The 15,456-nt window shown below is 47.4% G+C and carries 11 protein-coding genes; all 11 read left to right on the top strand.

The annotated features are described in order from the left end of the window. Window positions 1-42 precede the first annotated feature (42 nt). The gene (locus NCY57_RS04855; protein WP_173739728.1) at window positions 43-3,087 is read left to right on the top strand and encodes a glycoside hydrolase family 2 TIM barrel-domain containing protein; all 3,045 of its coding nucleotides are present in this window, start codon (window positions 43-45) and stop codon (window positions 3,085-3,087) included. A gap of 303 nt (window positions 3,088-3,390) precedes the next feature. Next, a complete protein-coding gene (gene mraZ / locus NCY57_RS04850) occupies window positions 3,391-3,822 on the top strand; it encodes a division/cell wall cluster transcriptional repressor MraZ (RefSeq protein WP_021651636.1) in 432 nt (143 codons plus the stop codon). Window positions 3,823-3,857: 35 nt separating this feature from the next. Further along, complete coding sequence (gene rsmH / locus NCY57_RS04845) at window positions 3,858-4,793, top strand: 16S rRNA (cytosine(1402)-N(4))-methyltransferase RsmH (RefSeq protein ID WP_015526106.1); 936 nt, start codon at window positions 3,858-3,860, stop codon at window positions 4,791-4,793. A gap of 22 nt (window positions 4,794-4,815) precedes the next feature. Then, window positions 4,816-5,385, top strand: coding sequence for a hypothetical protein (locus NCY57_RS04840; protein ID WP_015526105.1), 570 nt, complete (start codon window positions 4,816-4,818; stop codon window positions 5,383-5,385). A gap of 30 nt (window positions 5,386-5,415) precedes the next feature. Continuing rightward, the gene (locus tag NCY57_RS04835; RefSeq protein WP_227588587.1) at window positions 5,416-7,485 is read left to right on the top strand and encodes a peptidoglycan D,D-transpeptidase FtsI family protein; all 2,070 of its coding nucleotides are present in this window, start codon (window positions 5,416-5,418) and stop codon (window positions 7,483-7,485) included. Between the two features lie 67 nt (window positions 7,486-7,552). After that, on the top strand, window positions 7,553-9,319 hold the full coding sequence (locus NCY57_RS04830) for a peptidoglycan D,D-transpeptidase FtsI family protein (protein ID WP_173739727.1): 1,767 nt from the start codon (window positions 7,553-7,555) through the stop codon (window positions 9,317-9,319). A gap of 63 nt (window positions 9,320-9,382) precedes the next feature. After that, window positions 9,383-10,339, top strand: a complete 957-nt coding sequence (mraY, locus tag NCY57_RS04825; protein ID WP_015526100.1) for a phospho-N-acetylmuramoyl-pentapeptide-transferase — start codon at window positions 9,383-9,385, stop codon at window positions 10,337-10,339. A gap of 14 nt (window positions 10,340-10,353) precedes the next feature. Continuing rightward, window positions 10,354-11,709: a UDP-N-acetylmuramoyl-L-alanine--D-glutamate ligase gene (gene murD, locus NCY57_RS04820; protein WP_173739726.1), complete on the top strand. Its 1,356-nt coding sequence runs from the start codon at window positions 10,354-10,356 to the stop codon at window positions 11,707-11,709. A gap of 54 nt (window positions 11,710-11,763) precedes the next feature. Next, the gene (locus tag NCY57_RS04815; RefSeq protein WP_015526098.1) at window positions 11,764-12,864 is read left to right on the top strand and encodes an FtsW/RodA/SpoVE family cell cycle protein; all 1,101 of its coding nucleotides are present in this window, start codon (window positions 11,764-11,766) and stop codon (window positions 12,862-12,864) included. Between the two features lie 27 nt (window positions 12,865-12,891). Further along, entirely contained in the window at window positions 12,892-14,172 is a 1,281-nt protein-coding gene (murA, locus tag NCY57_RS04810; protein WP_250789524.1) for a UDP-N-acetylglucosamine 1-carboxyvinyltransferase, read from the top strand. Continuing rightward, the gene (locus NCY57_RS04805; protein ID WP_173722502.1) at window positions 14,169-15,452 is read left to right on the top strand and encodes a cell division protein FtsQ/DivIB; all 1,284 of its coding nucleotides are present in this window, start codon (window positions 14,169-14,171) and stop codon (window positions 15,450-15,452) included. The genes murA and NCY57_RS04805 overlap by 4 nt, the downstream gene beginning before the upstream one ends. The last annotated feature ends 4 nt before the right edge of the window (window positions 15,453-15,456 follow it).

The raw sequence follows: 15,456 nt of genomic DNA, 5'->3' as shown, positions 1-15,456 counted from the left end.
GGATCCGGCAGAAAAACAGAATCTGCCGGGCAGGAGGAAAAAATGAAAAAATTTGATCATTCTCTGTTAAAAGATCCCCGGTATTTCAGCGACGGAAGAATGGACGCCCACTCAGATCATACATATTATCGCTGTGAAGAAGAGAGAGAAGATGGGAAAACTTCTTTCCGTCACAGCCTGAATGGTCTCTGGAAGTTCCATTATGCACGGAATTATGCATCTGCCATTACCGGCTTTGAGGAAGAAGCATATTCCTGCAAGGACTGGGAGGATATTTATGTGCCGGCACATATCCAGATGGAAGGATATGATGCACCGCAGTATGCCAATGTCCAGTATCCGTGGGAAGGCCATGAAGAACTTCATCCGGGACAGATCCCGGAACGTTTTAACCCGGTGGCAAGTTATGTGAAATATTTCCATGTGCCGGAGAGCATGAAAGGAAAAAGAGTATTTGTTTCATTCCAGGGAGCAGAGAGCGGACTGGCTCTGTGGCTCAATGGAAAATTTGTGGGATACAGTGAAGATTCTTTTACTCCGTCAGAATTCGAGCTTACGGAATATCTGAAGGACGGCGAGAACAAGCTGGCGGCACAGGTGTTTAAATGGACAGCCAGCAGCTGGTGCGAGGATCAGGATTTTTACCGTTTTTCCGGAATTTACAGAGATGTTTATCTGTTTACGGTACCGGATGTCCATGTATATGATCTCAGGATCCGTGCCATTCCGGATGAAACTCTCAAAAAAGCCGAGCTTGAGATCGTGACCAGTACCTGGGGAAAAGGAAAAATGAAGCTTACACTTTCCAGAAAGGGAGAGATCCTTTTGCAGGAGGAAAGATCTCTGAACGGAGAGGATACCTGTACCTGGGAGATTCAGGATCCCCTTCTCTGGAGTGCAGAAGAGCCGAATCTCTATGATCTGGAGCTGGAGATCAGTGATGAAAGCGGAAAGCTCCAGGAGATTATCCCGGAGAAAGTCGGTTTCCGCCGTTTTGAAATGAAGGATGGTATCATGACCCTTAACGGAAAACGTATCGTATTCAAGGGTGTGAACCGCCATGAGTTCAGCTCTGTCACAGGAAGACATGTGTCCCGGGAGGAACTGCTCAAAGACATCGTGACCATGAAACAGAACAACATCAATGCGATCCGTACCTGTCATTATCCGGATGCATCTCCGATCTACCGTCTCTGTGATGAATATGGTATTTACATGATCGCAGAAAACAATCTGGAATCTCACGGAACCTGGGATATAGCAGAATTTACCGGAGATCACACGGATATCGTTCCGCACAACAAACCGGAATGGCTGGGCATGATGCTGGACCGTGTAAATTCCATGTATCAGCGTGACAAGAACCACCCGGCGATCCTGATCTGGTCCTGTGGAAATGAATCCTTTGGTGGAAAAGATATCTTTGAGATGTCTGAGTTCTACCACAAGAATGATCCTACAAGACTGGTACATTATGAGGGGGTTTTCCATGACCGCAGCTACAATGCCACCAGTGACATGGAAAGCCAGATGTATCCTTCCGTAAAAGCAATCCGGGAGTTCCTTGCAAAGGATGACAGCAAGCCGTTTATTTGCTGTGAGTATACCCATGCAATGGGAAATTCCTGCGGTGCAATGCATAAATATACAGATCTTACAGATACAGAACCGAAATATCAGGGTGGCTTTATCTGGGATTACATTGATCAGTCTATTTACAAAAAAGACCGTTACGGTAAAGAATTCCAGGCATACGGCGGAGACTTCGGTGAACGTCCTACAGATTATAATTTCAGTGGAAACGGTATCGCATACGGCGGAGACAGAGATGCTTCACCAAAGATGCAGGAGGTAAAATTCAACTACCAGAATATCACTGCGCAGGTAAGTGAGGATTCTGTTAAGATCATCAATAAAAATCTTTTTGTAAATACGGACACATTCCGATGTGAAGTGACTCTTACAAAGAACGGTCATGTTCTCCGCACAGAGACACTGGATACAGCGGTGGAGCCTTTAAGCCAACAGACCTACAGACTTCCATTTGGAAAACAGCAGCGTCCGGGCGAATATACGGTAACCGTAGCCTTCCTTCTCAGAGAAAAAACACTTTGGGCAGAGGCAGGACATGAGGTTGCTTTCGGCCAGTATGTTTATCAGGTGGAAGGATCACCGAAAGCTCCTGCGTGTGGCGTGGAGCTTGTGAGAAGCCTTCATAACATCGGTGTCCGTGGGGAAAATTTCGAAGTGCTGTTCTCCGTTCTCAATGGTGGTCTGGTTTCGTATAAATATGCAGGAAGAGAAATGATCGAAGCGATTCCGAAGCCCAACTTCTGGAGAGCACCTACAGATAATGATTGCGGAAGTCTGATGCAGATGCGCTATGCACAGTGGAAGATCGCCAGCATGTACGCAAGTCATAAGGATTACCGAAAAGGCATGTATGGTCCGGCCAATGCTCCGGAGACAACGGTTCACGAAAACAGCGTGGAGGTTGCTTTTACCTACATCCTGCCAACTACGCCTGCCAGTGAATGCCGTCTTGCCTATGAGGTAACCGGAGATGGAAGAGTAAAGACAACGCTGACCTATGATCCTGTAAAAGAGCTGGGCGATATGCCGGAGTTCGGAGTACTCTTTAAATTCAATGCGGATTATGATCATGTTCAGTGGTACGGCCTGGGACCGGCAGAGACTTATGCAGACCGGAAGCATGGTGCAAAGCTCGGCATTTATGAGAATCTCGTGACAGACAATATGGCACGCTATCTTGTGCCGCAGGAATGCGGAAACAAAGAGGAAGTACGCTGGGCAAAGATCACAGACAGAAAGGGTAGAGGAATGCTCTTTGAGATGGATAAAGAAAACGGCCCGATGATGTTCTCGGCACTTCCATATACTCCTCATGAAATGGAAAATGCCATGCATCCCTATGAGCTTCCGGCAATCCATTATACCGTTGTCCGTGCCGCAAAGGCGCAGATGGGTGTTGGTGGAGATGACAGCTGGGGTGCCCGCACCCATCCGGAATACCTTCTGGATACCAATGGAAAGATGAAATTTTCCTTTGCGTTCAAAGGCCTTTAAAATGTCATAAAATAACAGAACATAAAGTCAGAAAAAAGCTTCCGGCGACTGTCCGGAAGCTTTTTCATTTCATAATAATGCACAGAAAATAAACAGGTTGAAAAAAAACCTGTGGATATTTCATGAAATGAAAAAAAACTTGGATATGCACTTGTTTTTTCATGGTAAATAGTTTAGAATGATTACATAAGTGGTAGAAAGTGGTGAATAGTGGTAGCGAATGGGGATGAGTGGCAGAACACACCATTTGCACCCTGGAAGCACGAAGGGGAGAATCGTGTTTCACGAGAGTAGGTGGGTTTCATGTTCATGGGCGAGTATAATCATACGATCGACGCGAAGGGGCGTCTGATCATCCCTTCCAGGTTCAGGGAACTCTTAGGGGAAGAGTTCGTACTGACAAGAGGGTTGGATGGTTGCCTTTCTATTTATCCGATGGATGAATGGGTTGCTTTTGAAGAGAAACTCCGAGCATTACCACTTACAAATAAAGACGCAAGAACCTTTTCACGTTTCTTTGTAGCCGGAGCTACAACATGTCAGCTGGATAAGCAGGGAAGAATCCTGGTGCCGCAGACGCTGCGCCAGTTCGCTGGTCTGGATAAGGATGTGGTGCTTACGGGTAATCTGAACCGGATCGAGGTTTGGAGCAAAGAGAAGTGGAGCGAGAACTGCAATTATGATGATATGGACAGCATTGCGGAAAGCATGCAGAACATAGGAATCGTCATTTGAGCATAACGCAGGTAGAAATCCCACAGGAGACGGATATGGAATTTAAGCATAAATCTGTATTACTCAATGAGACCATTGACGGCTTAAGGGTAAAGCCGGATGGAATCTATGTGGATGGCACTTTAGGAGGAGCGGGACACGCCACAGAGGTGTGTAAGAAACTTTCTGCCAAGGGGAGATTTATTGGCATAGATCAAGACCAGGATGCGATAATTGCTGCGAGTGAACGGCTGTCAGCCTTTAATCAGGTGACAATCATTCGCAGCAATTATTGTTACATGGCAGATGAGCTGAGATCCCGTGGCATTGAGAAGGTGGACGGGATCCTGCTGGATTTGGGAGTGTCATCTTATCAGCTGGATAATGAAGAGAGAGGTTTTTCCTATCGGTACGATTCTCCTCTGGACATGCGAATGGACAGAAGACAGAGCCGTACAGCCGGTGATATAGTCAACGGTTATGAGGAACGGGAGCTGTATCGGATTATCCGCGATTACGGCGAAGATAAATTTGCCAAAAATATAGCGAAACACATTGTGGCTGCCAGAGAGCAGGCACCGATCCGGACAACCGGAGAACTGACAGAGATCATACGGGGTGCGATCCCCATGAAAATACAGGCTACAGGAGGACATCCAGCCAAGAGGACTTTTCAGGCAATACGTATTGAGCTCAACCGGGAGCTTGACGTGCTTCGGGATTCCCTGGACGGCATGATCGATCTCCTGGATGACGGAGGAAGGATCTGTATCATTACATTCCATTCTCTGGAAGACAGGATCGTTAAGACCATTTTCCGAAAAAATGAAAATCCTTGTACCTGCCCGCCGGATTTTCCGGTCTGCGTATGCGGAAAGAAATCCAAGGGTAAGGTGATCACAAGGAAACCGATCTTACCGGGAAAAGAGGAAATGGAAGAGAATCCGAGGTCCAAAAGTGCGAAGCTTCGTATTTTTGAACGGAAAATGTAGTTGAGAGATGGAAGGTAGGCAAATGGCGAAGACAGGAAGAGGGACTACAGCCAGAAGAAATCGAAATACCGTCAGGAACAGCAGAGAAATGTATGTTCAGGGAAATGCGGTAAAACGGCTGCAGGAAGTTCCTCAGAGGACTGATCTGCCCGAGATACAGGAAAGGCGACGGCTGGCTCAGAAAAGAAAACAGAAATCCGCAGTACCTGTGACACCGGCAAAACAGGTGGTAAGCAGACAGGCACAGCGGAACCGGGAAAAGGCAATGGCCATGAACAAGGGGTTCGTTCTGTTTCTTACGGCAGTTTCCATCGCGGTACTTTTTACCTGTATCAATTATCTTCAGGTAAAATCCGAAATCACGGCGAGTATGAAAAATGTTGCAAATCTGGAATCTGAGCTTGCACAGCTGAAAGAAGATAACGATGCATATTACAGTCAGGTCACTTCTGCAGTGGATATCAGCGAGATCAAGAAAAAAGCTATCGGCGAGCTTGGAATGAAATATCCTTCGGAGGATCAGATACAGACCTATACCACGGAAGGAAACAGTTATGTGAGACAGTATCAGGATGTGGACACACACAAGTAACAGAAGTACAGTTTTTAAGCAGGTGATCGATTGAGTACAAGAAGGCGCAGGCCGGTAAAAAAAATAAATTACAGTATGAAGAAAAAGCTGGCAGTACTATTTTCCTTAGTGTTGCTGGCTTTAGTCGGTTTGGTGGCAAGAATTACCTATATCAATGCCACCAGCGGAAGCAAATATCGAAAGCAGGTGCTGAGTCAGGCTCAGCAGAAATATGAAAATCAGACACTTCCGGCAAAAAGAGGCGATATCTATGACCGGAACGGGAATATCCTGGCAACCAGCAACAAGGTCTATAATGTGGTCCTTGACTGTCTGGAGGTCAATAAGGATCAGGATTCCGTGGAGCCTACCATAAAGGCTCTTGTGGAAGTCCTGGGATTGGATGAAGATGAGATGCGGAAGCTTCTCACCGACAGCAGTACAAAAAAAAGTCAGTATCAGATCGTAAAGAAACAGATCTCCATGGACGACAAAAAAGCCTTCGAAAAATACGAAGATCCGGGAGACGACAGTGAACTGACTGCCACGCAGCTGAAAGAACGTTCCAGGATCACAGGTGTATGGTTTGAGGAAGATTATCTCAGATCTTATCCGTTTAATGAGACTGCCTGTGATACCGTTGGATTTACACTTTCCAGAGATGTGGCGGATGCCGGACTGGAAGGATATTACAATGCGACACTTACCGGCGTGGATGGAAGACAGTACGGATACATCAACAACAATTCCGACGTAGAACAGACGATCATCGAACCGACGGATGGCAAAAGCATTGAGACCTCGCTGGATCTGGGACTTCAGCAGATCGTGGAAAAATACGTAAATACCTTTGAAGAAAAGATGGGAGCCAAAAATGTAGGCGTGATCATCGAGGATCCGAAAACAGGAGAGATCCTGGCAATGGACGGCGGTGACCGTTATGACCTGAATAACCCGAGAGATCTTTCAAATGTGTATTCCCAGAGTGAGATCGCTGCCATGAACGATGAGGAAACCGTGGAAGCGCTGAACGGAATGTGGAGTAATTTCTGCGTGACAGATGCCTACGAGCCGGGATCGGTTGTAAAGCCTATCGTTATGGGCTCCGCACTTGAAATGGGAGCGATTTCCGAGAGCGATAATTTTGTCTGTGACGGCGGACAGTCTTTTGGAGCGGAAGGTGCGACTACTTTTATCAAATGTGCGGTATGGCCGGATGCTCACGGGACAGAAGCTCTTTCCGATGTCATTGCCAATTCCTGTAACGATGGTATGATGCAGATCGCAGCAAAGATGGGAAAAGATAATTTTCTTAAGACACAGAGCGTTTTCAATTTCGGAACAAGAACCGGTATCGATCTTCCCAATGAGGGAAGCGGTGTGATCCATACCAGCGATACCATGGGAGAAACGGAGCTTGCATGCTCTGCTTTCGGACAGGGCTATACATTGACCATGATACAGGAGATCAATGCAATGTGTTCTGTGATCAATGGAGGATACTACTATCAGCCTCATCTGGTGACGAAGATCAAGGACAGCAGCGGCGGAATCGTAAAAACGATCTCTCCGACACTGATGAAGCAGACGATTTCCGAGAAGATATCTGCAGATATCCGCTCTTACATGGCTGCCAGCGTAGACCATGGTACCAGCCGTACCTCCAAGGTGCAGGGCTACAGCTCCGGTGGTAAAACCGGTACTGCCGAGAAGCTTCCGCGAGGCAATGGTAAGTATCTGGTATCTTTTATCGGATTTGCACCGGTAGATGATCCGGCGCTTGTGATCTATGTAGTTGTGGATGAGCCGAAGGTAGATGATCAGGCAAGCAGTACGTACGCACAGTACATTGCACAGGGAATCCTTTCCGAAGCACTTCCGTATCTGAATGTACAGCCGGATGAGGCAGAGGATGGAGAAGTTCCGACTACAGAGCTGTGGGAACTTTTTAAGGGAATCAGCGATTCTGCAACAGGAACCGGCGCGGACGGGCAGAAGGAGGCAATTTCCGATGAGAATGTACCAAGTCCGCCGGAAGATGAGTCGGAGGACAGTGATACCGAAGATAATAACGATATGCAGAGCGAGGGTCTTACCAACGAGGAGGCCGGTCTGGAATAGATAAAAAGAATACCCTCTCAGAGGAACGTCATATATTACAGTGACGACCTCTGAGAGGGATTTTTTTATGATCCGGACCATGGTTTATCACAGGAAAAAAATATGGGTGGTTTTTCTGATCTGCATAATGCTTCTTCTGGGACTTGTGGGAAGACTCTGGTATCTTATGAACGTCCGGGCAGAATATTATTCAAAAAAGGCGGAGGATCTTCATGAGCGGGAACGTGACATAAAAGCGGCCAGGGGAAAGATCCTGGACATCAGGGGAAATATTCTGGCAGATAACCGGACAGTCTGCACAGTATCGGTGATACACAGCCAGATCAAAGATCCTGAAAAAGTGATCCGTGTACTGTCCGGAGCATTGTCTGTAAAAGAAGAGGAAATCCGAAAAAAAGTTGAAAAAATTTCTTCTATTGAAAGAATACAGACAAACGTGGAAAAAAGCATTGGAGACAGGATCCGGGAATATGACCTTGAGGGAGTGAAGATAGATGAGGATTATCGGAGATATTATCCTTATGGATCTCTCGCTTCAAAAGTACTGGGATTTACCGGAGGTGATAATCAGGGGATCATTGGTCTTGAAGTGAAATACGATGAGATCCTGAAAGGAGAGCCTGGAAAGATCCTCACAGTTACGGATGCACGTGGTGTGGAGATCGACGGAACCGGAGAACGGAGGAAGGAACCGGTGCCAGGAAATACTCTGCGTACCAGTCTGGATGTTAATATCCAGGAATATGTGCAGCAGGCAGCAGGTAAAGTCATGGAAGAAAAACAGGCGGAGAGAGTTTCCATACTGCTTATGAACCCTCAGAACGGAGAAATCTATGCCTGTGTCAATGTGCCTGAATTTGATCTGAACGATCCGTTTACTCTGAATACAGAAGAAACAGCAGCAGAGGGAGAAAAGAAGCAGGATCTTCTGAACCGGATGTGGAGAAACCCCTGCCTGAATGATACCTATGAACCTGGCTCGACTTTTAAGATCATCACTATGGCAGCAGGGCTGGAGGAAGGAGTGGTGTCAACAGAGGATCGCTTTTTCTGTCCGGGCTATAAGGTGGTGGAGGACCGGCGGATCCACTGTGCAAAGAGAACAGGACATGGTGCGCAGAGTTTTGTAGAAGGTGCCCAGAACTCCTGCAACCCGGTATTTATTGAGGTGGGCCTGCGGCTTGGAGCAGACCGTTATTACAAATATTTTAAACAGTTCGGACTTTTGAAAAAAACAGGGATAGATCTTCCGGGAGAGGCAGGAACGATCATGCATAACCCCAAAAATATGGGAGAGGTGGAGCTTGCCACGGTATCCTTTGGCCAGTCGTTTCAGATCACACCGATCCAGCTTGCAACAACCGTCAGTGGGATCATCAATGGCGGAAACCGGATCACACCTCATTTTGGGATCAGCGTGGAAAGTGCGGACGGAACAAAGGTGCGGACACTGGAATATCCGGTGGAAAGAGGGATCGTGTCCGGTGAGACTTCCCGTACAGTACGTACAATCCTGGAAACTGTAGTTTCAGAAGGCTCCGGAAAAAATGCCGGGATCCAGGGGTTTTCCATTGGGGGAAAAACAGCTACCTCTCAGACACTGCCCAGAGGCTCCGGCAGATATATTTCTTCATTCCTGGGGTTTGCCCCGGCAGAGGATCCGAAGGTCCTGGCTCTTTGTATCATCTATGTACCTCAGGGTATGTATTATGGTGGGATTATTGCCGCACCGGTGGTACGCAGTATTTTTGAAAATGTACTTCCCTATCTTGGGATCGAGAGGACAGTTACGGAAACTCCATCCGGGGAAAACCGGGCAGATGGGGTTGATTAATGAGGATAAAAGCCTTATACTGTTGAAGAAGTATAAAAAAACGAAAGAATTAGAGGTGTGAGGATGGAGTTTCATGTTGTGATCCCTGTGCTGATCTCATTTGCGATCAGCCTTGTATTAGGACCGATTGTTATCCCTTTTCTAAGAAGACTTAAAATGGGACAGACAGAGAGAGAGCTGGGTGTGCAGTCCCACCTGAAAAAGAACGGTACCCCTACTATGGGTGGAGTGATCTTTCTCATTGCAACAACTGTAACATCACTGTTTTATATCAGAGATTATCCGATGATCATCCCGGTACTTTTCCTGACACTGGGATTTGGACTGATCGGATTTCTGGATGATTATCTGAAGGTAGTTCTGAAGCGTTCTGACGGACTTCTGCCATGGCAGAAAATGGCACTGCAGATCGTTGTGACAGCTGTATTTGCTTTTTATCTTGTAAATTATTCCAACGTATCCCTGACTATGAAGATCCCGTTTTGGAGCGGACATTATCTGAACCTGGGATGGTTTGCGGTTCCGGTACTGTTCTTTGCGGTGATCGGTACAGTAAACGGAGTCAATTTTACGGATGGACTTGACGGACTGGCTTCCAGTGTTACCCTGATCGTGGCAGTATTCTTTACGGTGGTTTCCCTTGGAATGAACAGTGGTGTGGAACCGATCACCTGTGCAGTTGTGGGCAGTCTGATGGGATTTCTTCTGTTTAATGTATATCCTGCCAAGGTATTTATGGGAGACACCGGTTCTCTGGCATTGGGTGGCTTTGTGGCTGGTGTGGCTTATGCCATGCAGATGCCGCTGTTTATCATCCTGGTCGGACTGATCTACCTTGTGGAGGTATTGTCTGTTATGCTCCAGGTATCCTATTTCAAGGCAACACACGGAAAAAGAATCTTCAAGATGGCGCCTATCCACCATCATTTTGAGCTTTGTGGGTGGTCCGAGACACGAGTTGTTGCAGTGTTCTCTGTTGTAACTGCTATTATGTGCCTGATCGCTCTCCTGGCATTATAAGGAGGAACAGAAAAATGGATTTAAAAGGAAAAAAAGTTCTCGTTTTCGGAGCCGGAAAAAGCGGCATTGGAGCAGCTGATCTGCTTGGAAGTGCAGGAGCACAGCCGGTGATCTATGACGGAAACGCAGATCTTGATAAAGAGGCAGTATTACATAAAACAAACGGAAAATACACCCCGGAGATCTGGGCCGGAGATTTTCCGGAGAGAGCGCTGGACAGTCTTGATCTTGTAGTGCTAAGTCCGGGAGTTCCCACAGACCTGCCGCTGGTAAAGAGCTTCTATGAAAAGGGCCTTCCGGTATGGAGCGAGGTGGAGCTTGCCTATCGTACAGGCAAGGGAGAGGTTCTTGCGATCACAGGAACCAACGGTAAGACAACAACAACAGCACTTCTCGGAAAGATCATGGGAGATGCCCGTGAATCTGTATTTGTTGTAGGAAATATCGGAACTGCATATACATCTAAATCATTGGAGATGAGGGAGGATTCCGTAACTGTTGCGGAGATCAGCAGCTTTCAGCTGGAGACTATTGACCAGTTCCGCCCGAAGGTAAGTGCGATCCTCAACATCACAGAGGACCATCTGAACCGTCATCATACCATGGAGGAATACATCCGTGTAAAAGAGCTGATCACCAAAAATCAGGGACCGGAAGATGTATGTGTTCTGAATTACGAGGATGAAGTCCTTCGTAAATTCGGTGAAAATATCGTTCCGAAGGTGGTATATTTCTCAAGTCTTCGCAAACTGGATCAGGGAATCTATCTGGACGGAGATCAGATCATGCTCAAAACAGAAAAAGAAGAGATCCCGATCGTAAAAACCGAAGAGCTTAAGATCCTGGGACGTCATAATCACGAGAATGTAATGGCAGCAGCCGCCATGGCATATTATGCGGGTGTTTCTGTGGAGAGTATCCGCAAGAGTGTCTGTGAGTTTGTGGCAGTTCCACACAGGATCGAGTATGTGACAGAGAAAAACGGTGTTGCATATTACAACGATTCCAAGGGAACCAATCCGGATGCGGCCATCAAGGGGATTCAGGCAATGAACCGTCCGACTCTTCTGATCGGCGGTGGCTATGACAAGGAATCCAGCTATGATGAGTGGATAGAATCCTTCGACGGAAAAGTCCGTTATCTTGTTCTCATCGGTCAGACGAAAGAGAAGATCAAAGCAGCAGCAGAACGTCTTGGATTTACAGATATCATCCTCTGCGAGGATCTGAAGGAAGCTGTCCGGGTCTGTGCGGAAAAAGCCAATCCCGGAGATGCAGTTCTGCTTTCACCGGCATGTGCGAGCTGGGGACAGTTTGATAATTATGAGCAGCGCGGTGACATGTTCAAGGAATACGTGAAAGCACTGTAATAATCCGAAAAATACATACATAAGCTGAAATAAAGACCACTGTGGAGGCCATGCATGAAGGCAGGACAGAAACAGACCGGAAAGACAGATACCGTTCTCTGGGTACTGGTTCTGATTCTGGTGGTATTGGGACTCGGGGCGCTTTTTTCGGCAAGTGAATATAATGGCAGAGTACGTTTCCACGACTCTGCCTATTATTTTAAGAAGCAGCTCTTTGCCACGGCACTGGGGCTGCTTGTTATGTATCTGGCATCACGGGTAGATTACCGGCTGTCTGTAAAGCTGGCGCCGGCTGCCTATATTTTTTCGCTTTTTCTGTCTGCTGCAGTCCTGCTTTTCGGACAGGAGATCAATGGATCGAAGAGGTGGTTGAACCTGGGGCCGCTTTCCTTTCAGCCGTCGGAGTTTTCCAAGGTGGCAGTGATATTGTTTCTGGTGTGGCAGATCAGCAATACAAAAAGCAAAACAACCGGATTCTGGTTTATCTGCAGGACTATGATGACTTTGCTTCCGGTAGCAGGTCTGGTGGGCTCCAATAACTTAAGCACAGCGGTGATCATTCTGGGGATCGGTGTGCTGCTGATCTTTGTGGCCAATCCCAGGTATCTGCAGTTTCTCGCGCTTGGAGGTGCGGGGATAGGATTTATTGCGGTTTTTCTTGCCGCGGAGAGTTATCGTCTGGAACGCCTGGCAATCTGGCGGGATCCGGAAAAATATGAAAAAGGATTTCAGACTATACAGGGCCTGTATGCGATCGGAAGCGGAGGAATCTTCGGCAAGGGGTTCGGAAACAGTCTGCAGAAGCTGGGATTTGTCCCGGAAGCCCAGAATGATATGATATTTTCTATTGTGTGTGAGGAAACGGGGATACTGGGAGCCTTTCTGACACTTTTTCTGTTTGGTATTCTGATCTGGAGGCTTTGTATTCTGGCATTAAACTGCCGGGATCTGCAGGGAACGCTGCTGTGCGCCGGGATCATGGCACATATGGCGATCCAGGTAGTCCTGAATGTTGCAGTAGTAACGAATACGATTCCCAACACCGGGATCACTCTGCCCTTTGTAAGCTATGGCGGAACTTCTGTTGTTTTTCTTCTGGGGGAAATGGGGCTGGCCTTAAGTGTCAGCAGTCACAGACATGGAAGGATCACATAGAATAACAAGTAAGAGGCCCTTTTAGGAGTGGAATACTTGAATGAGATCGATGAGATCATCGTGACCGGAGGCAGACCGCTGCATGGAAGCGTCCGGATCCAGGGGTCAAAAAATGCGGCACTTCCGGTTATGGCAGCAGCACTTTTAAGCACCGGGACCAGTGTACTGCGGGGATGCCCGAGAATCAGTGATGTGTATTTGATGGAAAAGATCCTGAAATATCTGGGGGCAGAAACCTGGTGGGAAGGTCAAGATCTTTATCTGGACTGCAGCCATGCGGACGGCACCATGATACCGGAGTATTATTCCGGAAAAATGCGTTCTTCCGTGATCTTAATGGGAGCAATGCTGGGGCGGAGCAAAAAGGCACAGACAGGATATCCCGGCGGCTGTGTGATCGGGAAGCGGCCGGTGGATCTTCATATCCAGGTTTTGCGCCGCCTTGGTGCAGCTGTGGTGGAAAACGGCGGGACGATCCGGGCATCCTGTGGAAAACTCCGAGGTGCAGAGATGTTTTTTCAAAAAAGAAGTGTAGGCGCTACAGAACAGGGCATTCTGGCAGCGGTCCTTGCAGAGGGGAAAACAGTCCTTAACGGCTGCGCCTGTGAACCGGAAATTTATTGGCTTTGCCATTATCTTACCGGAATGGGTGCAAAGATCCGGATTCGTGAAAATGGCTGTATCTGTATTGAAGGGGTGGAGAAGCTTGAAGCTGGCGATGGCTGCATTCCACCAGACCGTATTGTCGCCGGAACCTATCTCATGGCAGCGGCGGCAACCAGAGGAGAGATCATCCTGGAAAATCCGCCTCTGGAGGAAATGGATGGAATCCTGGACGTATATCGGAAAATGGGTGGACAATGCCGCAGGGTAGGTGGTAAACTAATAGTCAACGGAAAAAATACAGGTTTTCCCCTGGAGCTTCTGGAAACAGAAGTTTATCCGGGATTTCCTACAGACCTGCAGTCTCCTGCGATGGCGGTACTGGCCACGATCCCGGGAGTGAGCAGGATCCGCGAGAAGATTTTTGAAGACAGATATAAAACAGCTTCATGGCTCTGTAAAATGGGAGCACAGATCCAGATCCGGGATGGAGTTGCCGTGATATACGGAGGGCAGCCCCTGAACGGTTGTACTGTGGAAGCAGAGGAACTTCGCGGAGGTGCGGCACTTGTGATCGCAGCACTTGCCGCGCAGGGGATTGCCAGGATCCGGGGCTGTTGTTTCATAGAAAGAGGCTATGAACATATCTGTGAGGATCTGACCGCACTGGGCGGTCTGCTGATAAAGGACAGAGGAACTTTATGAAAACATCAAAAAAAAAGCCACTGAAAGCAGTTGGCGGACTTCTTGTCCTGCTGCTGGCAGGAATTATTTTCTTTTTTACGTATTATCAGGTAGATGAAGTGCAGGTGATGGGCAGCAACCATTATTCTGAAAAACAGATCAGGAAGATGGTGCTTAGGGGGCCGCTGGCATCCAATTCTGTTCTTGCACCGCTTCTTTATACTAAGCAGAACACAAAGGATGTTCCCTTTATAGAAGGCTATACCGTAACAAGGCTGAACCGGCACACCATCTGTGTCAGTGTGAAGGAGAAGGATATCGTTGGCTGTATCCCTTATCTGGACAGTTATATTTATTTTGACAGAAACGGTATTTTTGTGGAAGGATCCACGGAACGTAACGAAAAAATTCCGTTTTTTGACGGGATCAAAGTCAAAAAAGTGATCCAGAACGAGAAACTCCCCATCAAGGATGAAACGGTGATGAACACGGCAGTTGCTCTTTCTACTATTTTTGCAAAAAATGATAAGGTTCCGGATCACATTGAATTTGAAGACGACGGACAGATCAGTCTTGTTTACGGGGATATCACAGTTAAACTTGGAAAGGATGAATATCTGGAAGACAAAATGACCAGAGTTCTGGCTATCCTTCCGATGATTTCCGAAAAAAAAGGAATTCTCCATGCAGAAAATGTAAATGATAATTCCAAGAACATTACCCTGGAGCAGGAACAGGATGAGAGCCAGACTTCCGCAGAAAACTGGACCGGAGGCTATGATGAGGAAGGAAATTACACCGGAGAAGGCGAATACGACGAAAATGGCAACTATGTAGGACCGAAACCGCAGACGGATCTGGAGTATGCGCAGGAAAACTGGGTAGGTGGCTATGATGAAGAGGGAGATTACACAGGCAGTGGTGAGTACGATGCCAACATGACCTATGTAGGCGAAGCCCCCACAGAAGAAACCATGGCAGAAAAAGGAAACTGGAAGGGCGGTTACCGGGAAGACGGAGGCTATGACGGAGTCAGTGAATATGACCGTGATGGCAATTACGTAGGCACTCTGGAGGATTATCAGGCTTCGGCAGAAAGCTCCGGAGACGGAACAGACTCCGAAGATCCAGATGCTCAGAGTACGGATACCGGAGATACAGAAAATGAAGAAGACTCTTCAGACAGCAGTACGGACAGCACCGAGGAAGAGGCTGATTACAGCAGTGATCAGGAAGAAGGAGCTGAGGATTATGATGAAAATTCGTACAGCGATTACAGTGATGAGTCCGATTATGAGTAAAGAT

The organism is Blautia sp. MB18-30 (assembly GCF_023669475.1).
GTDB lineage: Bacteria > Bacillota > Clostridia > Lachnospirales > Lachnospiraceae > Blautia_A > Blautia_A fusiformis.
This window is presented reverse-complemented; position numbering and strand designations above follow the sequence as displayed.